Origin of the sequence: Siccirubricoccus deserti (assembly GCF_014283215.1) — a bacterium.
GTDB lineage: Bacteria > Pseudomonadota > Alphaproteobacteria > Acetobacterales > Acetobacteraceae > Siccirubricoccus > Siccirubricoccus deserti.
Map to the genome: position 1 here is coordinate 23,208 of NZ_JACOMF010000039.1, position 26,935 is coordinate 50,142.

At 70.0% G+C, this 26,935-nt stretch carries 25 protein-coding genes and 3 pseudogenes; 14 read left to right on the forward strand and 14 right to left on the reverse strand.

Translation table 11 applies throughout. The annotated features are described in order from the left end of the window. Positions 1 to 65 precede the first annotated feature (65 nt). The 8 genes and pseudogenes from H7965_RS22005 (at position 66) to H7965_RS22045 (ending at position 9,162) form a co-directional block, all read left to right on the forward strand. A complete protein-coding gene (locus tag H7965_RS22005) occupies positions 66 to 1,052 on the forward strand; it encodes a Bug family tripartite tricarboxylate transporter substrate binding protein (protein WP_186772736.1) in 987 nt (328 codons plus the stop codon). A 73-nt stretch (positions 1,053 to 1,125) separates the two neighbouring features. After that, complete coding sequence (locus tag H7965_RS22010; RefSeq protein WP_186772737.1) at positions 1,126 to 1,908, forward strand: alpha/beta fold hydrolase; 783 nt, start codon at positions 1,126 to 1,128, stop codon at positions 1,906 to 1,908. Positions 1,909 to 1,932: 24 nt separating this feature from the next. After that, entirely contained in the window at positions 1,933 to 3,153 is a 1,221-nt protein-coding gene (locus tag H7965_RS22015; RefSeq protein WP_186772738.1) for an LLM class flavin-dependent oxidoreductase, read from the forward strand. Positions 3,154 to 3,197: 44 nt separating this feature from the next. Next, positions 3,198 to 4,823 carry an FAD-dependent monooxygenase gene (locus H7965_RS22020; protein WP_186772739.1) on the forward strand — a complete coding sequence of 542 codons (1,626 nt, stop codon included), beginning with the start codon at positions 3,198 to 3,200 and terminating at the stop codon, positions 4,821 to 4,823. After that, positions 4,820 to 5,605 carry an alpha/beta fold hydrolase gene (locus H7965_RS22025; protein WP_186772740.1) on the forward strand — a complete coding sequence of 262 codons (786 nt, stop codon included), beginning with the start codon at positions 4,820 to 4,822 and terminating at the stop codon, positions 5,603 to 5,605. The genes H7965_RS22020 and H7965_RS22025 overlap by 4 nt, the downstream gene beginning before the upstream one ends. Positions 5,606 to 5,726: 121 nt before the next feature. After that, a pseudogene (locus H7965_RS22035) lies at positions 5,727 to 6,571 on the forward strand (Bug family tripartite tricarboxylate transporter substrate binding protein). After that, complete coding sequence (locus H7965_RS22040) at positions 6,572 to 7,534, forward strand: Bug family tripartite tricarboxylate transporter substrate binding protein (RefSeq protein WP_186772743.1); 963 nt, start codon at positions 6,572 to 6,574, stop codon at positions 7,532 to 7,534. Between the two features lie 11 nt (positions 7,535 to 7,545). Continuing rightward, a complete protein-coding gene (locus H7965_RS22045) occupies positions 7,546 to 9,162 on the forward strand; it encodes an FAD-dependent monooxygenase (RefSeq protein ID WP_186772744.1) in 1,617 nt (538 codons plus the stop codon). 341 nt (positions 9,163 to 9,503) lie between these two features. Here H7965_RS22045 and H7965_RS22050 read toward each other — a convergent pair whose 3' ends face one another. After that, positions 9,504 to 10,505, reverse strand: coding sequence for a Bug family tripartite tricarboxylate transporter substrate binding protein (locus H7965_RS22050; protein ID WP_186772745.1), 1,002 nt, complete (start codon positions 10,503 to 10,505; stop codon positions 9,504 to 9,506). Positions 10,506 to 10,928: 423 nt separating this feature from the next. Here H7965_RS22050 and H7965_RS22055 point away from each other — a divergent pair, with 423 nt between their 5' ends. Next, a complete protein-coding gene (locus H7965_RS22055; RefSeq protein ID WP_186772746.1) occupies positions 10,929 to 11,624 on the forward strand; it encodes a hypothetical protein in 696 nt (231 codons plus the stop codon). Here the strand turns inward: H7965_RS22055 and H7965_RS22060 are convergent. Continuing rightward, positions 11,516 to 12,991 (reverse strand): PQQ-dependent sugar dehydrogenase, encoded by a 1,476-nt coding sequence (locus tag H7965_RS22060; RefSeq protein ID WP_456308196.1) that lies wholly within the window; start codon positions 12,989 to 12,991, stop codon positions 11,516 to 11,518. The two genes, H7965_RS22055 and H7965_RS22060, sit on opposite strands and share 109 nt — an antisense overlap. Positions 12,992 to 13,263: 272 nt before the next feature. On the opposite strand from H7965_RS22060, the gene H7965_RS22065 reads away from it, so the two are divergent. Further along, on the forward strand, positions 13,264 to 13,437 hold the full coding sequence (locus H7965_RS22065) for a DUF1328 domain-containing protein (protein WP_186772747.1): 174 nt from the start codon (positions 13,264 to 13,266) through the stop codon (positions 13,435 to 13,437). Positions 13,438 to 13,526: 89 nt separating this feature from the next. Here H7965_RS22065 and H7965_RS22070 read toward each other — a convergent pair whose 3' ends face one another. Together H7965_RS22070 and H7965_RS22075 are read right to left on the reverse strand one after the other, a co-directional pair. Then, complete coding sequence (locus H7965_RS22070) at positions 13,527 to 13,790, reverse strand: hypothetical protein (RefSeq protein WP_186772748.1); 264 nt, start codon at positions 13,788 to 13,790, stop codon at positions 13,527 to 13,529. Between the two features lie 77 nt (positions 13,791 to 13,867). Continuing rightward, positions 13,868 to 14,035 carry a hypothetical protein gene (locus H7965_RS22075; protein ID WP_186772749.1) on the reverse strand — a complete coding sequence of 56 codons (168 nt, stop codon included), beginning with the start codon at positions 14,033 to 14,035 and terminating at the stop codon, positions 13,868 to 13,870. Between the two features lie 181 nt (positions 14,036 to 14,216). Here H7965_RS22075 and H7965_RS22080 point away from each other — a divergent pair, with 181 nt between their 5' ends. The 3 genes from H7965_RS22080 to dut are packed head-to-tail and all read left to right on the forward strand — an operon-like array spanning position 14,217 to position 16,760. After that, the gene (locus tag H7965_RS22080) at positions 14,217 to 15,095 is read left to right on the forward strand and encodes a TauD/TfdA dioxygenase family protein (protein ID WP_186772750.1); all 879 of its coding nucleotides are present in this window, start codon (positions 14,217 to 14,219) and stop codon (positions 15,093 to 15,095) included. Between the two features lie 31 nt (positions 15,096 to 15,126). Beyond that, positions 15,127 to 16,314: a bifunctional phosphopantothenoylcysteine decarboxylase/phosphopantothenate--cysteine ligase CoaBC gene (gene coaBC, locus H7965_RS22085; RefSeq protein WP_186772751.1), complete on the forward strand. Its 1,188-nt coding sequence runs from the start codon at positions 15,127 to 15,129 to the stop codon at positions 16,312 to 16,314. Further along, on the forward strand, positions 16,311 to 16,760 hold the full coding sequence (gene dut, locus H7965_RS22090) for a dUTP diphosphatase (RefSeq protein ID WP_186772752.1): 450 nt from the start codon (positions 16,311 to 16,313) through the stop codon (positions 16,758 to 16,760). Before coaBC ends, dut begins: the two co-directional genes overlap by 4 nt. Before the next feature lie 31 nt (positions 16,761 to 16,791). Here dut and H7965_RS32040 read toward each other — a convergent pair. From H7965_RS32040 to H7965_RS22125, 8 genes and pseudogenes are all read right to left on the reverse strand, one after another. Beyond that, positions 16,792 to 17,018, reverse strand: a pseudogene (locus H7965_RS32040) (IS5/IS1182 family transposase); the annotation flags it as partial. A 47-nt stretch (positions 17,019 to 17,065) separates the two neighbouring features. Next, positions 17,066 to 18,169, reverse strand: coding sequence for a DNA polymerase IV (gene dinB / locus H7965_RS22095; protein ID WP_186772753.1), 1,104 nt, complete (start codon positions 18,167 to 18,169; stop codon positions 17,066 to 17,068). Positions 18,170 to 18,306: 137 nt separating this feature from the next. Further along, on the reverse strand, positions 18,307 to 18,657 hold the full coding sequence (locus tag H7965_RS22100) for a winged helix-turn-helix domain-containing protein (RefSeq protein WP_186772754.1): 351 nt from the start codon (positions 18,655 to 18,657) through the stop codon (positions 18,307 to 18,309). 67 nt (positions 18,658 to 18,724) lie between these two features. After that, positions 18,725 to 19,954, reverse strand: a complete 1,230-nt coding sequence (modC, locus tag H7965_RS22105; RefSeq protein ID WP_186772755.1) for a molybdenum ABC transporter ATP-binding protein — start codon at positions 19,952 to 19,954, stop codon at positions 18,725 to 18,727. Then, positions 19,954 to 20,670 (reverse strand): molybdate ABC transporter permease subunit, encoded by a 717-nt coding sequence (gene modB / locus H7965_RS22110; protein ID WP_186772756.1) that lies wholly within the window; start codon positions 20,668 to 20,670, stop codon positions 19,954 to 19,956. The genes modC and modB overlap by 1 nt, the downstream gene beginning before the upstream one ends. 8 nt (positions 20,671 to 20,678) lie before the next feature. Next, positions 20,679 to 21,455, reverse strand: coding sequence for a molybdate ABC transporter substrate-binding protein (gene modA / locus H7965_RS22115; RefSeq protein ID WP_186772757.1), 777 nt, complete (start codon positions 21,453 to 21,455; stop codon positions 20,679 to 20,681). A 340-nt stretch (positions 21,456 to 21,795) separates the two neighbouring features. Then, positions 21,796 to 22,209, reverse strand: coding sequence for a carboxymuconolactone decarboxylase family protein (locus H7965_RS22120; protein WP_186772758.1), 414 nt, complete (start codon positions 22,207 to 22,209; stop codon positions 21,796 to 21,798). Positions 22,210 to 22,360: 151 nt separating this feature from the next. Continuing rightward, positions 22,361 to 23,740, reverse strand: a complete 1,380-nt coding sequence (locus H7965_RS22125; protein ID WP_186772759.1) for a putative O-glycosylation ligase, exosortase A system-associated — start codon at positions 23,738 to 23,740, stop codon at positions 22,361 to 22,363. Positions 23,741 to 23,833: 93 nt separating this feature from the next. Between H7965_RS22125 and H7965_RS31160 the strand changes: the two are divergent. Continuing rightward, positions 23,834 to 25,174, forward strand: a pseudogene (locus H7965_RS31160) (acyltransferase family protein); the annotation flags it as partial. 16 nt (positions 25,175 to 25,190) lie between these two features. Here H7965_RS31160 and H7965_RS22130 read toward each other — a convergent pair. Both H7965_RS22130 and H7965_RS22135 read right to left on the reverse strand, forming a co-directional pair. After that, a complete protein-coding gene (locus H7965_RS22130; RefSeq protein WP_186772760.1) occupies positions 25,191 to 26,399 on the reverse strand; it encodes a GNAT family N-acetyltransferase in 1,209 nt (402 codons plus the stop codon). Then, positions 26,396 to 26,935, reverse strand: a 540-nt coding sequence (locus H7965_RS22135; protein WP_186772761.1) for a hypothetical protein, incomplete at its 5' end; no start/stop codon positions are given. The genes H7965_RS22135 and H7965_RS22130, both read right to left, overlap by 4 nt.

The following is a 26,935-nucleotide window of genomic DNA, read 5'->3' on the forward strand; positions in this document are numbered from 1 at the left end:
TCGGACGCGTGCCGGTCCGGAGCGAAGGCGGCCGAACCGACCTTCGCCAATGGGAGGGACGTTCCATGCGGCTGCACCGCCGGACCTTGCTCGCCGCCACCGGCCTATCCGCCGGGGCCGGCACCTTTGCCAGGGCGGAGAACTGGCCCTCGCGCCCCCTGCGCATGTGGGTGCCCTTCGCGCCTGGCGGGCCGATGGACATCTTCGGCCGGCCGCTCGCCGAGCGCCTCGGTGAGGCGCTGGGCCAGACCGTGGTGTTCGAGAACAAGCCGGGCGCCAACGGCATCGTCGCCACCCACCAGGTCGCCACCGCGCGGCCGGACGGGGAGATGCTGCTCTTCACCACCGGCAGCCTGATCGGCAATCTCGCCTTCAGCCAGCAGCCGCTGCCCTACGACCCGATGAAGGACGTGGCGCCGGTCTCGCTCGTCGCGGACGGCACCGGCATGATGCTGGTCGGGCGGCCCGACCTGCCGGCAGACATGGCCGGGATCGCAGAACTGGCGCGCCGCAAGCCCGGTGGACTGTCCTGCGCCATCACCGGCTTCGGCAACATCACCCATCTCGCCGCCGAGCAGTTCAAGGAGTTCACCGGCGCCGAGCTGCTGCTCGTCCCGCTGCACGGTACCGGCCCGAGCATCACCGAGATCCTCGCCGGCAATGTGGACATGACCTTCTCCACCGTGCCGCCGATCCTGCCCTTCATCCGCGACGGCAAGCTGCGCGCCATCGGCTACACCGGTCGCCGCCGTGCCCTGCTCGTGCCCGAGATCCCGACCATGAAGGAACAGGGCTTCGCCGAGTGGGAGCTCATCGGCATGATGGGCCTCTGGACCACCGCCGGCACGCCGCAGGCGCGCATCCTGAAGGTCCAGCGTGCGGTGCACGACATCGTCCGCGCCCCTGCCCTCGCGAAGCTCCTGCGCGAGGGCGAGTTCGAGCCGCAAGGCAGCTCGCCCGAGGAGTTCGCGGACTACCTGCAACGCGAGCTCGCCATGCAGCTCGCCATCGCGCGCCGGGTGGGTCTGGCATCCAGGGGAAGGGCGCGCTGAGCGCGCCCCGGACCCGCCACGGCGTGCTGCCGCGTTGAATTCAATCCCGAACATCCGAGCGAAGCGAGGCACTATGCCGCCCGAGACGACCACCGACCGCATCGCCGTCCATGGCATCGAGATGGAGGTGCTGCGCCTCGGCGCCGGGGCGCCGGTGCTGTTCCTGCACGGCTTCCACCCGGCACGGCGCGATGCCCGCTTCCTCGAGCTGCTGGGACGGCGGATGCAGGTCATCGCGCCCTGCCATCCCGGCTTCGGCGGCACGCCCAGGCCGAAGGATTTCGAGAGCGTCTACGACCTGCTGCATCTCTACGGCCAGCTGATCGAGACGCTCGGCCATCCCAGGGTCTCGCTCATCGGCTCCTCCTTCGGCGGTTGGCTGGCCGCCGAGCTGGCGCTGCGCATGCCGTCCCGCATCGACCGGCTTGTGCTGGTCGACAGCCTCGGCATCAAGGTGAGCGGCCGCGAGACGCCGGATATCCTCGACATCTTCAACCTCCACCCCGACAAGGTCCGTGCCGCCACCTGGCACGATCCGCGGCACGCGCCGGACTACGACGCCATGGAGGACGAAGCGCTGATCGCGCTGCACCGCGGCCGGGAGGCGCTCTCGCTCTATGGCTGGCATCCCTACATGCATCACCCCCGGCTGGCCTATTGGCTGCCGGCGATCAAGGCGACGACGCTGGTGCTCTGGGGCGCCTCCGACGGCATCGTGAAGCCCGCCTACGGCAAGGCGATGGCGCGGCTGATCCCCGGCGCCCAGTTCGCGCAGATCGCCGAAGCCGGCCACCACCCCGAGATCGAGCAGCCGGACGCCTTCGCCGACCACGTCACCGGCTTCCTGTCCTGCTGACCAACGCCTTCCGGAGAGACGACCATGGATGCCTGGTGGCAGTGCGAGATTCCGTACCCTTACGTCGACAAGAGCATCACCGATGCCGCGGATTCGGTCCGCGCCAGCCTGCCCAACCGGCTCTGCGACCCGAAGATCGCGGCTGACCTCTTCCATGAGGTGCTGGACGAGTTCGCACTCTGCGACGAACTCGGCATGAATGTCCTCTGCATCGAGCACCACGCCGGGATCAACTCCCTCATCGGATCCAACCCGATGATCACCGGCATCCTGGCCCGGCAGACGAAGAACGTGCGGGTCCTCAGCCTCGGCACGCTGGTCTCGCTGCGGCCGGATCCGGTCCGGGTGGCGGAGGAATACGCCACGGCCGACTGCCTGCTGCGCGGCCGCTTCGAGATTGGCTTCGTCAAGTCGGGCGGGACCGAGGTCGCCAGCTCCAACATGCAGCCGGTCAACAACGAGGAGCGCTTCTGGGAGGCGATCGACCTCGTCAAGAAGACGCTGACCAGCCATGACGGCCCCTTCAGCTGGGAGGGCAAGCACTACACCCATCGGCACGTGAACATCTGGCCCGGCCCCTATCAGCGGCCGCATCCGCGGATGTGGGCGGCGACCGGCGATCCGCGCAGCGCCGCCGAGGTCGGCCGCCGCGGCATGACGCATGTGCTGGTGCTGCGCGGGCCGGAGGGCACGAGGAAGGCCTACGAAGCCCATCGCGCGGCGCGGCGGGAAGCCGGCCTGCCGAAGGTGACGACCGACAATTTCGCCTATGCCGCCATGGTCTATGTCGGCGACACCGAGGAGGAGGGGATCGAGGGCGGCAGCAAGCTGCTCTGGTTCCTCAACACCAGCCTGAAAGCCGCGCCGCAATACAACAAATTCCTGCCCGGCGCGGCACCACCGCAGGCGGCGCCCGGCCTCTACCGGACGAAGCCGCGCGCCGACGCCGGCATCGCCTTCGCAAATGCCGAGAAGGGCGTGACCTCGGCCAGCCAGAACGCGCAGAAACTCATGGGGCTGACCGCGCAGGAGGCGATGCAGCAAGGCATCCTCTTCGCCGGCAACCCTGACAGCGTCCATCGCCAGATCATGGAGTTCTACGACAAGGTCGGCGGCTTCGGGCACCTTTGCCTGATCGGCCGCAGCGGCTTCATGACGCATGCGGAGTCGAAGAAGGGCATCCGCCTCTTCAGCAACGAGGTGCTGCCGCGGCTGCGGGAAATAGCACCCATCGAGGTCGGCTGACATGCCGCCTGCGCCTGCCACGTCCCGCACCGCGGAGGAAGTCCATGCCGGATGAGCTGGACAGCACGCCGGTCTTCATCGTCGGCGGCGGGCCGGTGGGCCTCGCCATGGCCCTGCTGCTGGAACGCTTCGGGATCGCCAGCGTCGTCGCCGAGCGCAGCCCGACGACGACCGACCATCCGAAGTCGCGCGGCTGCTGGATCCGCACCATGGAGATCTTCCGGCAATGGGGGATCGAGCAGCGTATCCGCGACCGCGGCCTGCAGGACGGCTCCGACATGTTCGTCTTCGTCGAGAGCATCGCCGGTCGCGAGATCGGCCGCACCCGGCCGGAGCCGAATGAGGGCCATACCCCGGCCTGGAAGTCGCTCGTCGCGCAGGACGCGGTGGAGGAGGAGATCCACGCCGAGCTCCAGCGCTCGCGCCACACCCGGCTGCTGTTCTCGACCGAGGTGCTCGGCTTCGAGGAAGGGCCGGACGGCGTCACCGTCCGCACCCGGCCCACGGAGGGTGGCGAGGAACGCTGGTTCCGTGCGCAATGGGTGATCGCCGCGGACGGCGCGGGCAGCGGCACCCGCCGCGCCGCGGGCATCGAGATGCAGGGGCCTTCGACCCTGGCCGTGATGTCGAACGAGTACTGGAAGGGCGACCTCTCACGCTTCCCGATCACCCGGGAGGCAGCCGGCTACCGCATCATCTCGCCGCAACCCGGGGTGCCGGTCTCCACAATCCTCAACACCAATGGCCGCGACCGCTGGCTGACGGTGACCCAGATCGGCCAGGCGCAGGACGACAGGCCACGGCCCTGGACGGATGCCGAGGTCATCGAGATCGTCCGCAGGCAGACCGGGGTGCCGGACCTCGACGTCACCTTGCTCAACCGTTCGGTCTGGCGGGTCTCCCGACAGGTTGCCGAGCGCTTCCGCCGCGGTCGCGTGCTGCTGGTGGGCGATGCCGCGCACCGCTTCCCGCCGACCGGCGGCTTCGGGCTGAACTCCGGCGTGCAGGACGCGCACAACCTCGCCTGGAAGCTTGCCTATGTGCTGCGCGGCTGGGCGCCCGAGCGGCTGCTCGACACCTATGACGTGGAGCGCCGGCCGGTCGCGCACAGCAACGCCGATTTCAGCCTCGGCAACCGGTACCGCTACGGCCATATGGAAGCCGCGGCGCGCAGTGGCCAGCCGGACCGCATCACCTTTTGGCTGGACGACATGGACAACCACCTGCACAGCGTCGGCCAGGCGCTCGGCTTCACCTATGAGGAAGGCGCGGTGATCCCGGACGGCACGGTGGCCCGCGCGCTGGACAGCCGGGTCTACCGCCCGGGCGACCGGCATGGCGGCCGCTTCCCGCATCTCTGGCTCGACCATGCCCGCAAGCAATCGACACTCGACTGGTTCGACAAGGAGTTCGTCCTGGTCGCCGGTCCGCTCGGGCAGGACTGGCTGGAGGCCGGCCGCCGTGCCGCCGAGGCGGTCGGCCTGCCGCTCGCGCTCCGCAGCATGCCGCGCGTCGATCTCGCCGACGGCTTCCGCATGGGCCAGCGCGGCGCCTGCCTGGTCCGCCCGGACGGCCATGTGGCCTGGCGCATGCCCTGGATCCCGGAGAATCCCGACCGCGCCGTCGCCGAGGCGATGACGCGGGTGCTGCAAGGAGGCACCCTCGCATGATCAATGTCGCCCCCATCGGAGGCGGGGTGGAGATCGCCTATGCCGTCACCGGCGAGGGTCCGCCCCTTGTGCTCATGCATGGCGCGGAGGCGGACCATACGCAGTATGCCGCCCTTACCTCCCATCTCGCCGGCCGCTTCACCTACATCGCCTATGACCAGCGCGACTCCGGCCAGACCCGCAATCCCGAAGCGCCCTACGGCATCGAGGCGCTGGCGGATGACGCGGCGGCGCTGATCGCGGCGCTCGGCCATCAGCGGGCGCATGTCTTCGGCAGCTCGCTCGGCAGCGTCATCGCCCAGGCGCTGGCCGTGCGGCATCCCGGGCGCGTTGACCGTCTGGTCCTCTCGGCGGCGATCCGCATCGGGAAAAGCATCGCCGAGATCAATCCCGAGGCCGCCGCGACGCTCGGCCGCCTGCGCGCCGATCCGGCGGCCAATGCGGCACGGATCGCAGGCTGGTTCTACCCGGAGGCGCATCTGGCGGCGCATCCCGAGTTGGCCCGGCGCTTCGGCGGCGGCACCCGCACGCCGGCGCAGCGGGCGCGCCGCAACCCCCTGATCCCGGAGGCGCCGCTGCTCGATCTCGGCGGCATCACCGCGCCGACCCTGGTGCTGGCGCAGGCCGAGGACCGGCTGGTTCCGCCGGCCCATACGCTGGCGATCGCCGAGGAAATCCCGGGTGCGCGCACCACGCTGCTGGAGGGGCTGGGCCATGTCGGAACGATCCAGGCGCCGGAACGCATCGCCGCCGCCATCACGCCCTTCCTGCTGGGCGGGTAGCGCCGGCCCGCGCCGGCGCGGGCTGCTGGCCGGCCTGCTCGCCATGCCCGCGCTCGCGCGGGCGGAGAGCTGGCCGAGCCGGCCGGTGCGCATCGTCATCCCCTTCGCGCCAGGTGGGCCGATGGAGCCGGTCAACCGCATCCTGGCGGACTGGCTGACCCGCCGCTTCGGCCAGCCCTTCGTCATCGACAACCGGCCCGGCGCCACCGGCACCATCGGCTCGGCCGCGGTCGCCCGTGCCGCGCCGATGGCTACACGCTGCTGCTGACCGCCAATACCGGCATGGTGGTGGCACCGCTGGTCCTGAAGAATGCGGGATACGAGGCGCTGCGCGACTTCACGCCGATTGCGCTGCTGCAGAGCTACGGCCTCTACCTCATCGTCAATCCCGGCCTGCCGGTGCGGGACGTGCCGGGCCTCATCGCCTGGCTGAAGGCCAATCCCGGCCGGGCCAACTACACCTCACCCGGCACCGGCAGCGGTGGGCACCTGGCGACGGCAATGATGCTGCACCACGCCGGAGCGACGGCGCAGCATGTCTCCTTCGGCGGCACCGTCGCCGGGTTGCTGGCGATCGCCCGCGGCGATGCGCATTTCGCGCTCGACAGCGTCGGCAATGCGCAGGGGCTGGTGGAGGAGGGCAGGCTGCGCGGTCTCGCCGTCACCGGGCGGGCGCGCAACCCCCGGGTGCCGGATCTGCCGACGCTTGGCGAGGTCGGCTTCCCGGATTTCCAGCACGAGATCTGGATGGGCCTCTTCGCGCCCGCCGGCCTGCCGCAGGCGATCCTTGCACCGCTGAGCGAAGCCACCGAGACCTGCCTTGCCGATCCCGAGGTGCGGGCGCGGCTGACCCGGCTCACCTTCACCCCCGGTGGCGGCGGCCCGGCCGTGCTCGCCAGCCGCATCGTGGAGGAAACGCCGCTCTGGGCGGAGGCTGCCCGCATCGCCAATGTCAGGAGCGAGTAGATGAAACGTCGCGTCTTGCTGTTATCGGCCCTCGCCGTGCCGGCCCTGGCGCAGACCGAGCGCTTTCCCGACCGCCCGCTCCGCATGCTGGTTCCCTTCGCGCCGGGCGGGCCGCTCGACATCACCGGCCGGCCGCTTGCCGAAGCGATGTCGCGCATCCTCGGCCAGACCGTGGTGTTCGAGAACCGCCCCGGCGCCAACGGCATCGTCGCGACCCAGGCGGTCGCGACGGCGCGGCCGGACGGCTACACGCTGATCTACACCACCGGCAGCTTCATCGGGAACATCGTGTTCAGCACGGTGCCGCTGCCCTATGACCCCGAGCGCGACCTTGCCCCGGTTACCCTGGTGAGCAAAGGCAATGGCATGATGCTGGTCGGCCGCGCCTCCCTGCCGGCACAGAACATGGCGGAGCTGGTGGCGCTGGCGAAGAGCCGGCCGGGCGGCCTGACCTGCGCCATGACCGGCATCGGCAACATCACCCATCTCGGCGCCGAGCAATTCCGCGAATACACCGGGGCGGAGCTGCTGACGCTGGTGATGCAGGGCACCGGCCCCTCCATCACCGCCATGCTGAGCGACCAGGTGGACCTCTGCTTCTCCACCCTTCCGCCGGCCGATCCGCATCTGCGGGCCGGGCGGCTGCGCGCCTTCGGCTACACCGCCACGCGCCGCACCTACGCCTTCCCCGAGGTGCCAACCATGCAGGAGGCCGGCTATCCCGACTGGGAGCTGATCGGCATGGGCGGCATCTGGACCACGGGCGGCGTGCCGCGCGAGCGAATCCTCGCCGTGCAGCGCGCGGTGGCCGAGGCGATGCAGACGCCCCTCATGCAGCGCTTGATGCGCGAGGCCGAGTCCGAGGGCTCCGGCGCCAGCCCCGAGGAATTCGCCGCGCATCTGGCGAAGGAAATGGCCATGCAGCGTCGGATCGCCCAACGCATCAGCATGGGCCGCCAGTGAAGGATCAACCAGTGCTCGACGTTCCCGTCCTCATCGTCGGCGGCGGCCCGGTCGGGCTCACCGCCTCGCTGCTGCTCTCGCGCTTCGGCATCCGCTCCCTGCTGGTGGAGCGGCATGCCGGCACGGCGCGGGTGCCGAAGGCCCGCGGCATCAATGCCCGCACCATGGAGATGTACCGCCAGCTCGGGCTCGAGGCGGATATCCGCGCCGCCGGCCTCTCGGCGCAGAGCACCGGCCTCATCGTCTGGACCGAGAGCCTCGCCGGCCGCGAGATCGAGCGGCGGGTGCCGGGACGCGCGCTGGCGAAGAACCTCGCCATGACGCCGACCACCAACTGTCTCTGCGCCCAGGATGATCTGGAGCCGGTGCTGCGCCGCCACGCCGAGGCGGAGGGGTTAGGCGATGTCCGCTTCGCGACCGAGCTGACAGCCCTGCGGCCGGACGCGAGCGGCGTCAGCGCCGCCATCACCGACCGCGCCAGCGGCGCCACGACCGAGGTGCGGGCGCGCTGGCTGATCGCCGCCGACGGGGCGCAGAGCCCGACCCGCCGCCAGCTCGGCATCCGAATGTTCGGCGAGGAGAAGGTCTATGACAGCGTCAACATCCTGTTCCGCGCCGACCTCTCGCCCTGGGTGAAGGACCGCCCGGCGGCGCTCTACTTCGTCGAGCAGCCCTCGCTGCGCGGCACCTTCCTCACCATCAATGCCCGGGATCGCTGGGGCTTCCTCATTCACAGCCTCAGCCACTACGGCTTCGGCCCATCGGATTTCACGCCGGAACTCTGCATCTCCCTCGTCCGCCAGGCCGCCGGGCTGCCGGATCTGCCGGTCGAGGTGCTTGGCACCAGCGTCTGGGAAGCCTCGGCGACCGTCGCCGAGCGCTACCGGCAGGGGCGCGTCCTGCTCGCCGGCGATGCCGCCCATGAGATGCCGCCGACCGGTGGCTTCGGCATGAACACCGGCGTGCAGGACGCGCTGAACCTCTGCTGGAAGCTCACCGCCGTGCTGCGCGGCGAGGCGGGGGAACGGCTGCTCGACAGCTATGACGCGGAACGGCGGCCGCTGGCCGAGCTGACTACGCGGACCAGCCTGGCGAACGCACTCTCCATGGGCCGGACAGCGCGCCAGAGCAGCGCCGTGCTGCCGCGGCGGGAGTTCCTGAATGAGCAGGGTCTGATCTTCGGCATGACCTATGAGAGCGATGCGGTGGTGCCGGACGGCACGCCGCTGGTCCAGCCCGAGGATCCGGTGACGGAGTATCTGCCGAATGCCCGGCCCGGCGCTCGCGCGCCGCATGTCTGGTTGCAGCGCGGGGCGGAGCGCGTCTCGACCATCGAACTGCTGGGCAACCGCTTCGTGCTCCTCGCCGGACGCGACGGCGCGGCCTGGGCGGAGGCGGCGCGGTCCCTTGCCGGTGGCCCCCCGGTCGTCGCGCATGTGATCGGGCAGGAACTGGCCGAAGCCGAGGCGGATTGGCATGACGCCTATGGCGTGGCGGCGGGCGGGGCGGTGCTGGTGCGGCCGGACGGCTATGTCGCCTGGCGCAGCCGGGGCGGCGCGGCTGATCCGCAGGCGACGCTGCGGACGGTCTTCGACCGCCTGCTGGCGCGGGAGACAGTGCCCGCCTGACGCGGAAAGCACAGGCGACAGCCGACCCTATACCCTGGAGACCAACGGCAAGGCCGAGCGGTTCATCCAAACCAGCATCCGTGAGCGGGTCTACGCCACGCCCTTCCAAACATCCGCCGGCCGAGCCCGCGTCACGCCCCTGGCTGCACGAGTACGCCACAGCCAGGCTCCACTCCGCCCCTCAAGGGCAAACCGCCCGTCCCCCGGATCTCCAGGGACAAGCCTCCTGGCGAGGACAGCTACAGCGGATCGCGTTCATGTCTGAACGCCAATCCGCCGTAGGCCGTTGTCTGTAGGGCGGATTCACGCTCCGGGGCGTTCACGCCCCTCCGCGATCCGCCCTAGTCGAGCCGTATGCCCGCCTCCCGGATGAAGCCATTCCAGCGCGCGCTCTGCCCTTGAAAGAACTGGGCGAACTGCTCGGGCGCATTGGCTTGCGCCTGCAGGTCGAGGCTTTTCAGCCGCTCGGCGACCGCCGGCGTCGCCAGGGTCTCATTGAGCATCCCGTTGAGTTTCGCCACGATCGCCCGCGGCGTCCCGGCAGGCACGAAGACCCCGTTCCACTCGTAGGTTTCGAACCCCGGCAGGATGTCGGAAAGGGGAGGAAGCTCCGGCAGCGACGCAAGCCGGCCCTTGCCCGTGTGGCAGAGCGCCCGCAGGCGGCCGCTGTTGACGAAGGCGACGGCCGTGTCCGCGTTGCCGAAGTAGTATTTGACCTGTCCGGCGAGCAGGCCGTTCGTCGCAGGACCACCGCCCCGATACGGCACATGGTTCACCTGGATGCCCGCCCGTCGCGCAAACAGCTCAAGCGCGAGATGTTGCACTCCGCCATTGCCGGCCGAGGCCCAATTCATCGTGCCGGGGCGTGCGCGTGCCGCGGCGATCACCTCGGCAACCGAGTTTTCGGTGACCGAGGGATGCACCAGCAGCAACTGGGGCACCGTGATCGCCTGGAACACGGGGACGAGATCGCGCCCCGGATCGAAGGTGAGCTGGGGGAACAGCACCGCGGTCGAGAGGGGCGTCGTCCCGTAGAGGACCGTGTACCCGTCCGGCGGTGCGGACGCGACAAAGCCGCTGCCGATCATGCCGGTCGCACCGGTGCGGTTGTCGATCACGAACTGCTGCCGGGTCCGCTGCGAGGTCTCGGTGAACAGGACCCTGGCGACGCTGTCGGCGGTGCCGCCCGGCAACCATCCGACGATCACCCTCACAGGTCGCGCCGGCCAATCCAGCTCCTGGCCCGAGGCCTGGGCCGCCGAACCGCTGGCAAGCCCGGCACCGGCGATCATGAGTTGACGGCGAGACACGCCATGAAAGGACGAGCTTGGACCCTGGATCACGGTTTCCTCCGATGTGTTGATTGTGGCCGTGCGGAGCGGCCCGCCGGCCGCTGTGCGCACCGTCGGCAACTGCCTGGCCGAGACCTGGAAGCAGGCCGTGGTGATCTCCTCCCGGCCCGACGGGCATCATCACCAACCCGCTGCTGCTGAGCAACACGCCCCATGCCGCGGGCAGCGCCCTCGCCGCGCGCCTCGTCGCCTTCGGCGACGGCATCTTCCCCGTCCGCCCATCAGTGCCCGCCAGCGCCCATCCTGGATGAGACGCTGGCCAAGTGGCCGACAAGCCCTGCGCCCTCGACACCCTGGCGGGACGGGTTCAGCCCATCCGGGCGCGGCGATGAAAGGCGGAAGCCCCCGCCTCCGGCAAACCGGCACCGATCAGAATTGCAAGCCCAACCGCGCGACTCATGGTATCTTCCTGTCATGGATCCAGAAGCAGAATCCGCCCCGCCTCCGTCGTCCCGCCTCCCCTGGGATTTCCATCCGGCCCTGACCGAGGAGCGGCTCCGCCTCTGCGCCCGGATGCTGGCCAATGCGCGCCGTGACGCGCTCGCCATGGCCAGCTACGAGCTTGGCGACGATCCCTGGTCGGTCGGCTGCCGCGCCTTCGCCTTCGGCCGGCATCGCCTCAAGCGGGCGGCGCAGTCCGGCGACTACCCCTGGCTCGAGGTGCTGGACGACAGCGCCCACTTCGTCTTCGTCATCGGCTCGAACGGTCATGGCGTGCCGGTGCGTTTCTACCGCGGTGCCGCCGAGGATCCGACGGATCGCACCCTCCGCCGGCAGGAGCTGGAGGCCGAGCAGCTTTCGCTGGCGCTCGGAGAGGTGGCGGCCGAAGGCCTGGTCTTCCGCTTCGCTGTCGAGACCGGCGAGGGTGGCCGGGTGGAGCGGGTTGTCTTCCTGGCGCTCCGGGGGGAGGAACGGGTGGAGTGCTTCTGGCCGGTGCCGCTCGATTTGCCGGCCGCCGCAGGGGGCACGGCGGAGCAGCTGCGCCTGATCGCCGATGACGGCTATGCCGGCCCGGCCCGCTCCCAGATCGGCACCCCGCCCCTGCCTGCCTCCCTGCCACGGCGCCCGTCGGCCAGCGTGGCGCAGCGGCGGCAGACGACATTGTTCTGACCTGGGCCGTACGGCTTACCGCGCTGCGGCCTGCCGTACGGCGGGCATGACCCGCCAGATGCGGTTGCCGACGTCGTCGGCGACCAGCAGCGCACCCTGGCGGTCCAGCGCCACGCCGACCGGGCGGCCCTGCGCCCGGCCCTCGCCATCCAGGAAGCCGGTGAGCACATCCACCGGCTCCCCAACCGGCCGGCCTCGGCGAAGGCCACGAAGACTACCCGATAACCGCTGGGCGGACGCCGGTTCCAGGAGCCATGCTGGCCGACGAAGGCGCCGCCCGCAGAGAAGGGCGCCGGCCAGCCGGCGGTGCCGATATCGGCCGGTGCGAAGGCCAGGCCGAGCGATGCCGTGTGCGGGCCCAGCGCGTAGTCCGGCACGATCGCCCGGGCCACCAGCTCCGGCGCTTGCGGCCGCACCCGCTGGTCGACATGCTGGCCGAAGTAGCTGTAGGGCCAGCCGTAGAAGCCGCCGTCGCGCACCGCCGTCATGTAGTCGGGCACCAGATCGCTGCCGATCTCGTCGCGTTCGTTCACCGCGACCCAGAGCGCGCCCGATACCGGCTCCCAATCCATGCCGACGGGGTTGCGCAGTCCGGAGGCGAAGATGCGGTGGGCGCCGCTTCGCGGGTCGATCTCCCAGACCGCGGCGCGGCCGGTTTCGGCCTCGATGCCGTTCTCGGCGACGTTGCTGTTGGAGCCGACGCCGACATAAAGCCGCTGTCCGTCCGGGCTGGCGACGAGGCTCTTGGTCCAGTGATGGTTGAGCGGCCCGCCCGGCAGACTGGCCACCGTCACGCCAGGCTCCGCGATGCGGGTCTGGCCAGCCTGGTAGGGAAAGCGCAGCACGGCATCGGTGTTGGCGACATAGAGCGTGTCGCCGACCAGTGCCATGCCGAAGGGCGAGTTGAGCCCCTCCAGGAAGGTCCAACGCCCCTCCGCGACACCATCACCATCGGCGTCACGCAACAGGGTGATGCGGTTGGCGCTGGGGACGCCGGCGCCGGCGCGCGTCATCACCAGGCCCATGATCCAGCCGCGGATGCCGCGGTTGTCCTCGGGCTTCGGCGGAGCGTTCGTCTCGGCGACCAGGACGTCGCCATTGGGCAGCACATGCAGCCAGCGCGGATGGTCCAGCCCCTCGGCAAAGGCGGCGACGCGCAGGCCGTCCGCCGGGATGGGCGCAACTCCCGCCGGCCAGCCCCGTGCCGGGGCGATGTTCACCGTGGGGATCAGCGTTGGGTTGGGTGGGGGCAGGCGCGGGTTCGGCCCGGTGCCGGCGGCCACCGGCAGCGTCGCCTCCTCGCCGCAAGCGGCAAGTCCGGCCAGCGCCGCAGCAAGCGCGACGCGGAAGATCAAGGAGAAGCGCATATGACGATCGGGCTCCGACTAAGGAAACACCTTTCACAACGCCGGCGCCCGCCGGAGGGCGCCAGGACGCTGCCGCCAAACCCGGGCTTCGGGGCGGCGGGGTTGAAGAAGGTGCCCCATTGTGCCGCGGCAGGCTGAACCGGGCTGCCGGCCGACCTGGATCGAACGGCGCCCTGCGGCTTTACCGATGGCGGTGGAGGGGTGGTAGGGCCGCCCTGGCCCTGGCCCACCGGCGGATGGCAAGGCCGGGCAATCCCGGAAGGAGAGGTTGCATGCTCAAATGGGCGCTGATCTTCCTGCTGATCTCGATCGTCGCAGGGTACTTCGGCTTCGGCGGCGTTTCCTCGGCTGCCGGGGGCATCGCCAAGGTGCTGTTCGCGATCGCGATCGTGGTCTTCCTTGTTTTCCTCGTGCTGGGCCTGATGGCCGGCGAGGCCGTCTTCTGACGCCGGCTGCACCCGGCGGGATTGCGGTGATGACGGCAGGATTGACCCTTGATGCCGCCGGGCGCGCCTTGCCGCTCAGATGCAGCCGGTCAGCTGGCCAGCCGGCCCGCCCGTCGCGTCGCTATCGCCGCGCCCTGGCTATGTCCCTGTTCCATGAATTTGCGAGCCCAGCGCGGCGCCTGGGCCAGCCAGCCCGGCAGCGCCGCGCCGGCCAGGCCGAGCCGCATGCCGTGGTTGCGGCAGACCATCGCCAGCGCATCGTCGAAGGGCCGGCTCCTGCGGCCTTCGAGCACGATCCGCAATGGCGCGTCATTGACCGGCCGGGGTGGTGCCTCCGGTGTGCTGATCGACATAGGCTGCTCCCCTGCACCGAGCATGTAACCGAGCATCCCGGCCTGGAACATTCCAGTCGCAACATCGTGGCGCGGTGTCACGCGGCGGCGATCGGCTGCCACAGCCCGTCGGCCAGCGTCGCGACCGGCGCATCGGTGTCTGTCGGCAGCAGCCGCTGGCGTTTCCAGGCAAGGCCGGCCGGAGCGGCGAGGGGGAAGCCACCCAGCTTGGCCGCCGCCCTGGCCATTGCCGACCCCAGCGCCATGAAGCGGTGTGGCGCCGCCGCCGCCGCGCCCGGTGGGGGGCCGTGGTGCGCCGTGACGAAACCGGGGTCGAGCGCCCGGGCCGCTTGGCCACACGCATCCTCCCGGCCGCATGCCCCGGCTTTCCACCTGGGCCGGTCACGCGCTAGCCTTGCGGCAATACAAACTCCGAGGAAACCGCCGATGTCGCTCAGTGCCCTCAGCGGCCCGCGCTACAAGGCCATCACCGAAGCCGGCCTGCCCTATGAGACCATTACCGTCGAGAAGCTGACGCCGATCATCGGCGCCGAGATCGGCGGCGTCGCGCTCGGCGGCCCGGTCTCGAACCGTCAGATGGACGAGATCCACCGCGCCCTGGCCGAGAACCTGGTGATCTTCTTCCGCGACCAGCACATGACCCAGGAGCAGCACCTGGAGTTCGGCCGGCAATTCGGCCCGCTGCACCTGCACCCGGCGGCGCCGCACGAGCCAGGCCATCCGGAGCTGATGATCATCAAGGCCGATGAGAAATCAGTCCGCGCCAATGGCGAGGGCTGGCATTCCGACGTGTCCTGCGACGTGGAGCCGCCGCTCGGCAGCATCCTCTACATCAAGGAATGCCCGCCGCATGGCGGCGACACGCTGTTCGCCAGTATGTACGCGGCCTATGAGGCGCTGTCGGACCGAATGAAGGCGTATCTGGACGGGCTGCGCGCGGTGCATGACGGCGAGCCCGTCTATCGCGGCATGTTCGCCAATGACGGTGTCGCCGACAAGCCAAGCTACCCGCGGGCGGAGCACCCTGTCATCCGCACCCATCCGGTCACCGGGCGCCGCGCGCTTTATGTGAACAGGGGCTTCACCACCCGCATCCTCGGCATTCCGCCAGATGAGAGCGAGGGAATTCTCCGCTACCTCTACGAGCACATGGAGAACCCGCTGTTCCAGTGCCGCTTCCGCTGGCAGCCGAATTCCGTGGCCTTCTGGGACAACCGCTGCGCCCAGCACCGGGCGATGTGGGACTACTGGCCGCACCGCCGCTACGGCAATCGGGTAACGGTGAAGGGCGAACGGCCGGTTTGATTGCGCGCGGGGTGCAGGTAGTGTCCGCCCCATGCTGACGGACCGCCGCATCCTGCTGATCCTCTCGGGCAGCGTCGCCGCCTACAAGGCGCTGGAACTGACCCGCCTGCTGCGCAAGCAGGGCGCCACGGTCACCGCCGTGCTGACCGCCGGCGGCGCGCGTTTCGTGACCAGGGAGGCGCTGGCGGGCATCACCGGCCAGCGGGTGCATGACGACCTCTGGGCCGCCGAGGCGGAGATCGGCCATATCCGCCTGGCGCGCTGGCCCGAGCTGGTGGTGGTGGCGCCGGCCAGCGCCGATCTTCTGGCCAAGATGGCGCAAGGCCTGGCCGATGATCTGGCCAGCACCATCCTGCTGGCCACCCGCGCCCCACTGCTGGTGGCGCCGGCGATGAATCCGGCGATGTGGGACCACCCTGCGACCCGGGCGAATATGGCGCTGCTGGCGGCACGTGGCGTCGCCACGGTGGGCCCCGGCACCGGCGCCATGGCGGAGCCGGAAAGCGGCCCCGGCCGCCTCGCCGAGCCGGAGGAGATCCTCGCCGCCATCACCGCGCTTCTGGCACCCGCCGCGCGGCCGCTGGCCGGGCGCCACGCCCTGGTCACCTCCGGCCCGACGCATGAGCCGATCGACCCGGTGCGCTACATCGCCAACCGCAGCAGCGGCAAGCAGGGGCATGCCATCGCCGCGGCGCTGGCGGCACTCGGCGCGCGGGTGACGCTGGTCAGCGGCCCGGTGGCGCAGCCCGATCCGCCCGGGGTCACGGTGGTGCGCATCGAGACGGCACGGGAGATGCTGGCGGCCTGCGAAGGGGCGCTCCCGGCCGATATCGCCGTCATGGCCGCCGCCGTTGCCGATTGGCGGGTGGCGAGGGAAGCCGGCCAGAAGCTGAAGAAGGAACCAGGCGCCGAGGCGCCGAGCCTGATGATGACGCTCAATCCCGACATATTGGCGACCCTGTCGCACCACGCCCAACGCCCCGGGCTGGTGGTGGGCTTCGCCGCGGAGACGGAGAAGGTGGTGGAGCACGCGATTGCCAAACGCCGGCGCAAGGGCTGCGACTGGATCGTGGCGAATGATGTCTCGGGCACGGTCATGGGCGGCGACGCCAACACTGTCCATCTGATCACCGCCGCCGGGGTGGAGGATTGGCCGGAGCTGCCGAAGGGCGCTGTCGCCGAACGGCTGGCGGCGCGGATCGCGGCGGCGCTGGCATGAGCGCGACCATCCACGTCACCAGGCTGCCGCATGCCGAGGGACTGCCGCTGCCTTCCTACGCCACCGCGGGGGCGGCGGGGATGGATCTGCTCGCCGCCGTCGCCGCGCCGCTGGTGATCCCGCCGGGCGGCCGGGCGCTGGTGCCGACCGGCCTCTGCATCGCCCTGCCGCCCGCGCATGAGCTGCAGGTGCGGCCTCGCTCCGGCCTCGCGCTGAAGCACGGCATCACCCTGCCGAACAGCCCCGGCACCATCGACGAGGATTACCGCGGCGAGCTGCAGGTCATCATCCTGAACGCCGGCCGCGAAGCCTTCACCGTGGAACGCGGCATGCGCATTGCCCAGGCGGTGCTGGCGCCGGTGACGCGGGCCGTCTGGGCGGAGGTGGAGACGCTGCCGGAGACGGCGCGGGGCGAGGGCGGCTTCGGCAGTACCGGGACGGGGTGAGAGGGGCGGCGGTAAGGCTGGGAGCCGCGATGGAAGAGACGATGCCGTCGGCATGGGCATGGACCAGCAGCGCCCGCAGCCGACGCGGGTGGTATCGTGCCTTGCCGCACGGGCGCGCCCGTACCTCGAAGGCGCTCAGCGGCACCCGCTCCACCGCCGCCACCAAGAAGTGCGCCACCACGTCCGCCGGCAGCCAGTTCTCGCGTCAGGCGGCACCGGAAAGGCCTGGTCGCGGCTGAACGGAATAGGCAGCGCCATCCCGGCCAGATCGCCGATCTCGGCCCGGACAGGAATCCGACAGCCTGCTAGACCAACAGCGTCAGCTGCGCCCCGGCTTCCGCCGGCTCCTCGCTGTTGAGCGTGGACAGCGTCACACCCAGCAGCCGGACGCCCCGCGGCGGCGGAAACAGCGGCTCCAGCAGCGCGCGGCTGACCTGCGCGATCTCGCCGCGCGCAGTGATCAGGGTGAGCCCGGTGCGGCTGCGCGTGGCCTGGCTGAAATCGGCATACTTGACCTTCAGCGTCACCGTCCGGCCGCGGATTCCGGTGGCCTCGCAATAACGCCAGACCTTGTCGATCAGCGGCTGCAACGCCGCATCGGCGGCCTCCAGGGCCGTCAGGTCGATGGCGAAGGTGGTCTCGGCGCCGATCGACTTGCGGATCCGGTCGGGTCGGACAGGCCGGTCGTCGATGCCGCGGGAAATCCAGTAGTAGTACGGGCCGGCCTTGCCGAAATGCTGCTGCAGGAAGGCCATGCTCTGCGCCCGCAGGTCGAGCCCGGTGTGGATGCCGAGGCGGTTCATTCGCGTGGAGGTCGCCGGCCCGACGCCATGGAACCGCCCGACCGGCAGCGCCTCGACGAACCCTGGCCCCATGCGCGGGGTGATGACGAACAGCCCGTCCGGCTTGCGGTGGTCGGAGGCTAGCTTGGCCAGGAACTTGTTGTAGGAGACCCCAGCCGAGGCGGTCAGCCCGGTCTCCTGCCTGATCCGGGCGCGGATGCGCTCCGCGATCTCGGTCGCCGAGGCGATGCCCTGCAGGTTCTCGGTAACGTCCAGATAGGCTTCGTCCAGCGAGAGTGGCTCGATCAGCGGCGTATGCTCGGCGAAGCAGGCGCGGATCTGCTGAGACACCGCTTTGTAGACGTCGAAGCGGGGCGGCACGAAGATCAGCTCGGGGCATTTCCGCCGGGCGGTCACCGAGGGCATGGCGGAGCGCACGCCGAACTTCCGCGCTTCATAGCTGGCGGCGGCGACCACCCCGCGCTCCCGCGACCCGCCGACCGCGACCGGCAGGCCGCGCAACTCCGGCCGGTCACGCTGCTCGACGGAGGCATAGAAGGCATCCATGTCGATGTGGATGATCTTGCGCGGGCGCGCCGGTGCCGGGGTGTCGGGCAGGCTGGTCATGGGCTGCGGCACGCGCGTGAGGGCCGTTGGTGCAGGGCCGGCGATCATCGGCCAGCCCGTGGCCGGCGACAAGGATGTCGACGGAAGGGTGGGCCGCCATTACCGCGCCGGCCGGGCGCTACACCAGGCCACCGGGTTCAGCCATTGGTCCGCCGCAGCAGCGCCGCGAGGCGCGGCTCCGCCGCCCGCTGCGCCGCCCGCTCGATGGCGCGGTAGTCGGCCACCAGGTTGCGCCCGGCATCGGTCAGCCTCGCGCCGCCGCCGCGGTAGCCGCCCGGGCTGGCCTCCACCACCGCGGTGCCGACCAGCGTGTTCAGCGCATTCACCAGATCCCAGGCACGCTTGTAGCTCATGCCGAGCGCCCTGCCGGCGGCCGAGATCGAACCCTCGCGGTCGATCGCTTCCAGCAGACGGATCTTCCCGGGACCGATCCTGCCCTGCGGCAGGTCGATGCGCAGGCTGAGGAGCCCGGTTGCCGGACCGCTCACAGCAGCCTCCCCGTCATGGTGTTCCCGACCAGCATGCCGGACGGGCGGTGGCCGGGGAGAAGCACTGTCATCTCAGCCTTCCTATTGGCGTGCGGCCAGGCGATGGGCGTGGTGGGATCGGCCGTTCATCCGGGGGCGCTCCGTCAGCCACCGGCTCGGCGACCCGCACCGCATCCGGCAGGTCCGGCCCGGTCGTGGCCTTCGCCCCGGCATGGTCGAAGGTCACCGCCTTCACCACCGCCCAGAGCGCCATGCCCGGCCTCAGGCCGAGCCGGGCGACACTGTCGCGCGTCACCCGCGCCAGGATCGCGGTCGGGCCCACCGTTAGCCGGAGGAAGACCTCATGCGCTGCATTGGCCTCGGTGATCGCCGCCAGGATCGCCGGCAGGATGTTCTGGGTCGAGAGGCCACGCGGCTGTTCGGTCGCCACCGCGACGTCGCGGGCCCGCAGCCGGATCCGGGCGTGGGTGCCGACCGGCTCCGGCCGCAGCGGGACATGGAAGGCACCGCCGGCGAAGGCAAGCCGGGTCAGGCCACGCGCCGGGTCGTGCGCAGCGACGGCGCAGGGGATGAGCGAGCCGGCGTCGCGCCGCGCCGCCAGTGGCAGGTCGGTGCGCGCCGCCAGCGCTTCCACCGGGCCTTCGGCCAGGACGCGCCCGGCCTCCAGCAGCACCAGCCGGTCGGCCAGCGCATCGACCTCGTCCAGCGCATGGGTGACGTAGAGGATCGGGATGCCGGCGGCATCACGCAGCCTGGCGAGGAAGGGCAGCACCTCGCCACGCCGCGCCGCATCCAGCGCCGCCAGCGGTTCATCCATCAGCAGCAGCCGTGGCCGCGCCAGCAGCGCCCGGCCGAGCGCCACCCGCTGCCTCTCCCCGCCTGAGAGCCGCCCGGGCCGCCGTTCCAGCAGCGGCGCGATGCCGAGCAGCGCGACAACCTCCTCGAAGCCCGGGCCGGCGGCATCCGGCGGCGCGCGGCGCAGCCCGTAGCGCAGGTTGCTGGCGACGCTGAGATGCGGGAACAGCCGCGAGTCCTGGAACACCACACCGCAGCGCCGGCGTTCCGGCGCGACGAAGATGCCGCCCGCGGTATCCAGCAGCACCGTCCCGTGCAGCGTGATCCGGCCTTCCTGCGGCCGCAGCAGCCCGGCCACCGCCGAGAGGATGGTGCTCTTGCCGCAGCCGGAGGGGCCGAATAGCGCGGTCACCCCGCTGTCCGGCATGGCGAAGCCGGCCTCCAGGGCGAAGCCGTTCGCCTCCGCCCGGCCGAAGCGGTGCCGCAGCGTCACCTCCAGCATCAGCCGCGTCCCAGCAGCAGGTGCATCCGCCGGGCGATGAGTTCGGCGAGCAGCAGGCCGGAGATGGCCAGGACGAAGGAGACCAGGGCAAGCCGCGCCGCGGTGGCCTCGCCGCCCGCGGTCTGGGTGGCGGTGTAGATGGCCAGCGGCAGGGTCTGGGTCTCGCCCGGGATGTTGGAGGCGAAGGTGATCACCGCGCCGAATTCGCCGAGGCCGGCGGCGAAGGCGGTCACCGCCCCGGCCAGTATGCCGGGCGACATCAGCGGCAGGGTGATGGTGACGAAGCGGTCGAGCGGCCCGGCGCCGAGGGTGCGGGCGGCCGCCTCCAGCCCCTGGTCGACATGCTCCAGCCCCAGCCGCACCGCGCGGACGATCAGCGGGAAGGACATCACCGCGGTGGCCAGCGCCGCGCCTTCGGTGGTGAAGACCAGGCGCAGGCCGAACCAGTCGTGCAGCGGGCCGCCGATCGGCCCGCGCACGCCGAACAGCATCAGCAGCCCCCAGCCGACCACCACCGGCGGCACCACCAGCGGCAGATGCACGAGCGCATCCAGCAGCGTCCTGCCGGGGAAGCGCCCGCGCGCCAGCAGCCAGGCGATGCCGACCGCGGGGATCAGCGAGACCAGCACGGAACGCGCGGCGACGCCGAGGCTGAGGCGGACCGCCTGCCATTCCTCGGCGCTTAGCCCCAGCACCGGCTCCACGTGCAGCGGCATGCGGCGGGTCAGCGGGCCAGCAAAAAGCCGAAGCGCTGCCAGGCTTGCGTCGCTTCCGGCCCGGTCAGGAACTCCTGCAGGGCGCGGGCCTGGGCATTGCCCTTGGCGCGGCGGGTCAGGGCGAAGGGATGGGTGATGGGAGTGTGGCTTTCCGCCGGGAAGGCGCCGACCACGCGCACGCCGGCGCTGGCCGCCGCGTCGGTGGCGTAGACGATGCCGTAGGGCGCCTCACCGCGCTCCACCAGCAGCAGCGCGGCGCGGACGTTGTCGGCGCGGGCGAGGCGCGGGGCGATGGCCTCCCACTGTCCCATCCAGCCGAGCGCGGCCCGGGCGTAGCGGCCGACCGGCACATGCGCCGGGTCGCCGGTGGCGATCCGCCCCTGCGGGCCGACCAGCGCCAGCAGATCGGTGTTGCGCGTCAGGGTGACGGGGCGCACCGCATTGGCCGGCGACACCAGCACCAGCGCATTGCCGATCGGGCTCACCCGCGTCGCATCCACGATCAGCCCGCGCTGCTGGAGATAGTCCATCCAGGACTCGTCGGCGCTCATGAAGAGATCGGCCGGGGCGCCCTGCTCGATCTGCCGGGCAAGCGCCGAGGAGGCGGCGAAGGAGAAGCGCGGCGCCGGATTGCCACGGGCCTGCCAGGCGGCGCCGAGGGCGCGCATCGCATCGGTCAGGCTGGCGGCGGCGAAAACCGTAACCTCCTGGGCCGTGGCCGGGCCGACGGTCCCGCAGGCCAGCAGCAGCGCGGCCAGGATGGCCAGGAAGCGGTTGCGGCGCATGCCGGATTCCCATGGGCGTTGTATGTGGCGAAAGATAGCGGAGGCACCGGCACCCGTCCATGGCGGGCCAGGCGGGGTTTGGGCGGTTGCCGCTGCGCCTTCGTTGGCATGAGCCGGGGCTGGATGCCGGCGCAGGGTAGCCTACGCCCCCTGCACGGCATTGTGCGTGAGTGATCATAACGCGGGTCGGCCGAGCCGCAGGCAGCGGGCGATCTGCGGCACAGCGCCGCCGACATCGCCCGCGGCGGCGGCGTCGGGGCCGAAGGGCCGGCACCCCGGCCCGGCCCCACCTCGCAGGTCGCAGAGGGCTACAGCGGAGTCATGCCCTCCGCAATCCGCTCTAGCTTTTCACCGCGCCGTCGAGCTCGGCATAGACCTCCATCGCCGCACGCACCGCGGCGACCGCGGTCGGCACGCCGGCGTAGATGCCGACATGCAGGAAGATCTCCTTCAACTCGTCCCGCGTCAGCCCGTTCGCGAGGCCCATCTTGATGTGCGACTTCAGCTCCTCGGTCCGGCCGAGGGCGGTGAGCACGGAAATGGTGATGGTGCTGCGCGCGCTGCGCTCCAGCCCCGGGCGGGCCCAGACCGCGGCGAAGCAGTGCTCGAACAGGTACTGCCGCAGATCGCGCGTCAAATCATGCTCGGCCGCCTGATCAAGCGCCTGCTGCGCGGCCTTTGGGCCCCGCATCTCGAACCAGACATCGCGGCCGGCCTTGAAGCCTTCATTCTCGTCGTAGGGAAGCTTGGTCATGTGATTCCTCCGGGTTCGGCAGGCAGGGGCCAGTGCCGACGCCGCCTTGGCGCAGCGCGGCGACCATACTGAACCCGGCGCGCGCCGGCGCAACCAGAGGGCAGGGCGATGGGCTGGCCGGATGAGGGATACGGTGTCCGTGCGCCGCCGGTCAGCCGCCGGCGGCACCTCGCCACGGCCGTGCGGCGATGGCGTTCCCGCGGGTCCCGACGCCTGCCCCGAGGGCCTGCTGCCGCCGTGCCGCAACGTCTGGTGCAAACGCCCGCCCGACATGGTGCGAGAGGCAGCCGGAGGCGGCGAAGAGATACCAGAACATCGGCTGAAAGGCGATGCCGATGAAGGCGCCGCACGCCAGCAGCACCAGCAGTGAGACCTGCAGCGCCGCCGCCAGATCGCGGCACCAGGCCAAGGCCTCCGACCCGCGCGTGCGCCGGATGACGCGTTGCAGGCTCAGCAGCGTGGCGATGTTGATGGCCAGGAACAGTCCTAGCCCAATCCAGCCATGCTCGCCCAGGGCCTCGAAGTAGATGCTGTGGAAGGCCTTGCCACGGACCGTATATCCATTGGGGTACTCGGGCGTCGGCTGCGAGGTAAACTCATTGATCATGTAGCTGTGGAAGCCGCCGCCGAACGGATTGTTCGCAACGAAGCCGAGCGTCCATTGCCAAACCAGGATACGGCCGAGGGCCGAACCCTCCGATTGATATTCGCTAATCGTCGACATGCGTTCCGCCCAGTTTGACGACACGCTGAGCGCGAAGACGATGGCGCCGATACCGAGGCCCGTGCCAACCAGGAGCTTCTGCCTGCTCCGCACCCAGAAGGTGATGGCGAGGACAACAAGCCCGACCAGCCCGGTCCGCTGATAGGTCCCGATGGTCGCCATGACCGCGAGGCCGGCCATGCCGATATAGCCCAACCGCACGATCGGCCAAGCCGGCATGAGACGGTTGTGCTTGGCCAGGAACAGCGCGATCGGGATGCACATCAACGCCACCGCGGCGAGGGTGGCGCCTTCACCGAAACCGCTGTTGCCCCCGATCAGGCCAAGCGCTTGGCCATAGCCTCCGCCGCTGAGCACCACCTTGATCCCGACCGGCAGGAAATGCGCGGCGAAGGAAAACAGGAGGACCTGCAGCAGCGCCTCGATCTGGATGCGGGAGCGAAAGACGAAGACCATGAAGCCGGAAAAGACGATGGTCTTGAAGGCCCAGTCCCATTTCTCCCAAGCGCTGTCCGGCGCTACGGCGAAGACGGCGGTCGTCAGCGTGACCCAGGCCGCCATGGCCGCCATCATGCCGAGCACCGGACTGAAGTGTGGTGGTGACCGCCGATCGCGGAGCAGGTACCAGCCGACTGCCAGCGCCCCCATGATGAGCGACACTGGGATGGAGGGAAGAATGGTGTAAGCAATCGCCTGAGGTCGAAAAATACTGATCCAGATGTAACCAAGGCTCAGAGCAAATGGCGCAGCCAGCCCAACGCCAATAAAAGAGAAAAATGCCAAGGTCAAGTAAAGGCTGCGCAGCATGGCCGATCAGTGGTCCATCTGCCGGTCGGGCCGGGCGCCAGCCCCGGTCGTGCGTGCGCGCCACCCGGTTGCTGGGGGCGAGGACGTGGTGTCATGGGCTGGCGATGCTGGCTTCTCTCGCTCCGTCTCCCGCACTACGGGTGTCGCGAACCAAGGCAGCATTCGGTCGAGCAGGACGGCACGGATGGTCACATAGAGACAGGCGCCGGTGACCAGCATGATCGCCAACATATCCACCATACCGCCACGCCCTTCTTAGATCCGCACACGAAACATTGGTGTCTGCCTGGCGCCGTGCCGTCACATCCGCCCCAGGCAATCACGCCTCGACCGACAAGGCAAAGGCTGTTGTCATTACCAGAAGTTGTATATAGAGCAGCCGCCGGCCGGAAATCGGCTGATTCAGCGTCTCGACAGGATTGCGCCTATCCCGTGATTGTCAGTGCCCCCAACGTGCCGCGGCAGCCAATCCGTGCGCTCACATCCATCCGCGGGCTCGCCGCCTGGTGGGTCGTGCTCTACCACGTCCGGGAACTCCTGCCACCGACGATGCCGCCCATGCTGCATGCCGCGCTGGCGCACGGCTACCTTGCGGTTGACTTATTCTTCATGCTCAGCGGCTTCGTCATTTCGCTGAATTATAGTACGCAGTTTGCCCGGCTGGATGCCGGCCAGGTGCGCCGTTTCCTTCTGCTCCGGCTGGGTCGCATCTATCCGCTGCACCTGGTGATGCTGATTGCCTTTGTTGCCAATCCGATCGCGATCGGCCTGTTCTCGGCCGCCGGCCGGGTCGGCGAACGCTATGCTGCGGATTACTTCCTGCTGAGCCTGCTGCTGATGCAGAATTGGGGCTCCACGGATAGCCTTGCCTGGAACATCCCGGCCTGGTCGATCAGTACGGAGTGGTTCGCTTATCTGGTCTTTCCTTTCCTGGCTTGGCTCGCTCTGCGCTGGGCGCGCGATGCCGCCGGCGCGCTCCGGCTGACGGCGCTGCTGCTTCTGGCCTTCGCAGCCATCTGCGCGGGTATCGGCGGCAGCCTCGGCGACAGGATCGAGACCTTCGGGCTGGTCCGCTGCGTGATGGAGTTCGCCATCGGCGTGTTCCTCCAGCGCCTGCATGCCGCGCGCCCCTCGGTGGGTCGGTGGGAGGGGTATTTCGCGCTGGGCGCGGCGCTCGGCTGCTTTGCTGCCTATGCAGCCCTGCCCATCCAGGACTGGCTGACGATGCCGCTCGGCTTTGCGCTGCTGATCCATGCCCTGGCCCGTGGCGGGCATTTCCTGTCTGCCGGCCTCGGCTGGGCGCCGCTGGAGCGGATCGGCGAGATTTCCTACTCGACCTATCTTTGCCACTACTTCCTCAAGGACTGGATGAAGTTCCTGTTCATCCATCCCGGCACGCGCCTGGAGCCGGTGCTACTGGGCTATCTGGTTGCAGTGGCGCTTACCTCCATCATGCTCTATCGCTGGATCGAGGTGCCGGGCCGCCAATTATCACGGCGATTGGTTGATCCGCTGCGCCCGCTCCCCGTGTGTTGCCCTCCCGCAGCGCCGGACGCTCGGCTGAAGCCGGGGTCAGGGCTCTGAGCGGTCTGCCGCCGACGATGCGCCCCGCTGCCCCCCGCAACCGTACCACCAGCCCCCGCGCCGACCAGCGCGGCACCAACTCGGCCCAGACCAGCGTCGCTTCGGCATTGGCCAGGCTCCGCTTGTAGCGGTCGGGCCCGGCCAGGAAGTCGTAGCTCTCCGCGCCTTCGGCGATTGCCCGCTCCACCGCCATCGCGTGGCAAGTGAGCCCAGGCTTGCCGTGCGGCCCGGCGCCGACGTGGTCCAGCCCGCTCTGATAGGCGTAGACCCGCCCGCGCAGGCGGAAGTTGTAGAGGTAGCCGACCACCCGCTCGCCCGCCGTCACCCGCAGCAGGTCGAGTTCCCCCCGCGGTTGAGCGCGCGCCACCAGCGCTTGGTGGAAGCGCCACGCGAAGTCATCGGCAAAGGCCCCCGGGCGACCGCGGGCGCGCCAGGTCTCTCCATGCAGCGTGGCAAGCGCTTCCAGCCATTCCAGCGCCTCCGGCAGGGTCTCGGCGCGGTCCAGCCGTAGCGCGCCGAAGGCGGCATAGCGCCGGGCGGAGCGGCGGATCTGATAGCGGCTATTGGCGCTGAGTCCCGCCAGGTAATCGCCGCCCGCCGCCCGCACCGGGCCCAGCGCGACCAGCGGCACCGGTCGTTCCTGCCATCGCCAGGCGATGCCGCCGGCCAGCCTTGGCAGATGGGGCGGCACGCCGCCCAGCACCAGTTGCCCCACCCCCGGTACCTGCCAGGCCGCCCGCAGTAACGCCGCTTCCACCTCCGGCCCGGCATCGGCGGCCAGCAGCGGTGCGTTGTGCTCGATGAAGGGCGCGTCCAGCACCGGCTCGCCACTCTCGGCCAGACAAAGCCGGCCGCGCCGGCGGTTCAGCAGGGCAAGGCCGAGCAGCCGCCCGCCGCTGTTCGCCCGCAGCAGCACCGGATCGGGGTAGCGCTCATCGGCCAGGCAGCCGACCCAGGTCCAGGATTGGAAAAAGGAGAACTCGGCCGCCTTTGCTTCCAACTCCCGCCACAGCTGGCCCAGCGCTTCGCCGCGCGGCGAAGCGAGTATCTCGACCTGCGGCGCGCCCGGAGTCACCGCGTGCTGGATTCGCAGAGTGCGAGTCGCTTGCGAGCCTCGCTGCGGAAGTGCGCCGACAACCGATCATACAGGCGCCGGGGCCGCAGCCCGATGAAGTGGGCGAAGCTCGGAGACAGGGCGGTGAATTTTGTAGGCAGGAATGGCAGGCCGAACAGGAAGCGATCGGCCTTAAGCAATCTCGAGAAGCCGTCTTGGGGCCGGAAATCGCAGCCGAAGGCTCGCCAAGTCGAGACCATCCAGGAATTGTTTCCAGAGCTTCGCATATTCTCAGTATCCATTCCCTTCATTCCCATGAAGAGGCCGAGATACAATTCGAAAGAATGGCTATTGGCACCCTTGTAGTTCGTGATCTGAAGATTTTCGGATTGGCTCAGAGCCCATCCGAAAAGGGATTGAGTTACCTGAATCGGATGTGATTCCCTTCTCCTGCGGGCGATTTGTGGGGAAGCAGGATGGCGTGGACAGCGGAGCATCGGCGTGCGGCGGATCGGCGCGGGCTGCGCTACCCCTCCGATCTGACGGATGCCGAATGG

Bases quoted from the DNA above. Each gene is read 5' to 3' on its own strand.
- H7965_RS22005 (WP_186772736.1), top strand. From the start codon at position 66: ATGCGGCTGCACCGCCGGACCTTGCTCGCCGCCACCGGCCTATCCGCC.
- H7965_RS22010 (WP_186772737.1), top strand. From the start codon at position 1,126: ATGCCGCCCGAGACGACCACCGACCGCATCGCCGTCCATGGCATCGAG.
- H7965_RS22015 (WP_186772738.1), top strand. From the start codon at position 1,933: ATGGATGCCTGGTGGCAGTGCGAGATTCCGTACCCTTACGTCGACAAG.
- H7965_RS22020 (WP_186772739.1), top strand. From the start codon at position 3,198: ATGCCGGATGAGCTGGACAGCACGCCGGTCTTCATCGTCGGCGGCGGG.
- H7965_RS22025 (WP_186772740.1), top strand. From the start codon at position 4,820: ATGATCAATGTCGCCCCCATCGGAGGCGGGGTGGAGATCGCCTATGCC.
- H7965_RS22040 (WP_186772743.1), top strand. From the start codon at position 6,572: ATGAAACGTCGCGTCTTGCTGTTATCGGCCCTCGCCGTGCCGGCCCTG.
- H7965_RS22055 (WP_186772746.1), top strand. From the start codon at position 10,929: ATGGATCCAGAAGCAGAATCCGCCCCGCCTCCGTCGTCCCGCCTCCCC.
- H7965_RS22060 (WP_456308196.1), bottom strand. From the start codon at position 12,991: ATGCGCTTCTCCTTGATCTTCCGCGTCGCGCTTGCTGCGGCGCTGGCC.
- H7965_RS22065 (WP_186772747.1), top strand. From the start codon at position 13,264: ATGCTCAAATGGGCGCTGATCTTCCTGCTGATCTCGATCGTCGCAGGG.
- H7965_RS22070 (WP_186772748.1), bottom strand. From the start codon at position 13,790: ATGTCGATCAGCACACCGGAGGCACCACCCCGGCCGGTCAATGACGCG.
- H7965_RS22075 (WP_186772749.1), bottom strand. From the start codon at position 14,035: ATGGCGCTGGGGTCGGCAATGGCCAGGGCGGCGGCCAAGCTGGGTGGC.
- H7965_RS22080 (WP_186772750.1), top strand. From the start codon at position 14,217: ATGTCGCTCAGTGCCCTCAGCGGCCCGCGCTACAAGGCCATCACCGAA.
- coaBC (WP_186772751.1), top strand. From the start codon at position 15,127: ATGCTGACGGACCGCCGCATCCTGCTGATCCTCTCGGGCAGCGTCGCC.
- dut (WP_186772752.1), top strand. From the start codon at position 16,311: ATGAGCGCGACCATCCACGTCACCAGGCTGCCGCATGCCGAGGGACTG.
- dinB (WP_186772753.1), bottom strand. From the start codon at position 18,169: ATGACCAGCCTGCCCGACACCCCGGCACCGGCGCGCCCGCGCAAGATC.
- modC (WP_186772755.1), bottom strand. From the start codon at position 19,954: ATGCTGGAGGTGACGCTGCGGCACCGCTTCGGCCGGGCGGAGGCGAAC.
- modB (WP_186772756.1), bottom strand. From the start codon at position 20,670: ATGCCGCTGCACGTGGAGCCGGTGCTGGGGCTAAGCGCCGAGGAATGG.
- modA (WP_186772757.1), bottom strand. From the start codon at position 21,455: ATGCGCCGCAACCGCTTCCTGGCCATCCTGGCCGCGCTGCTGCTGGCC.
- H7965_RS22120 (WP_186772758.1), bottom strand. From the start codon at position 22,209: ATGACCAAGCTTCCCTACGACGAGAATGAAGGCTTCAAGGCCGGCCGC.
- H7965_RS22125 (WP_186772759.1), bottom strand. From the start codon at position 23,740: ATGCTGCGCAGCCTTTACTTGACCTTGGCATTTTTCTCTTTTATTGGC.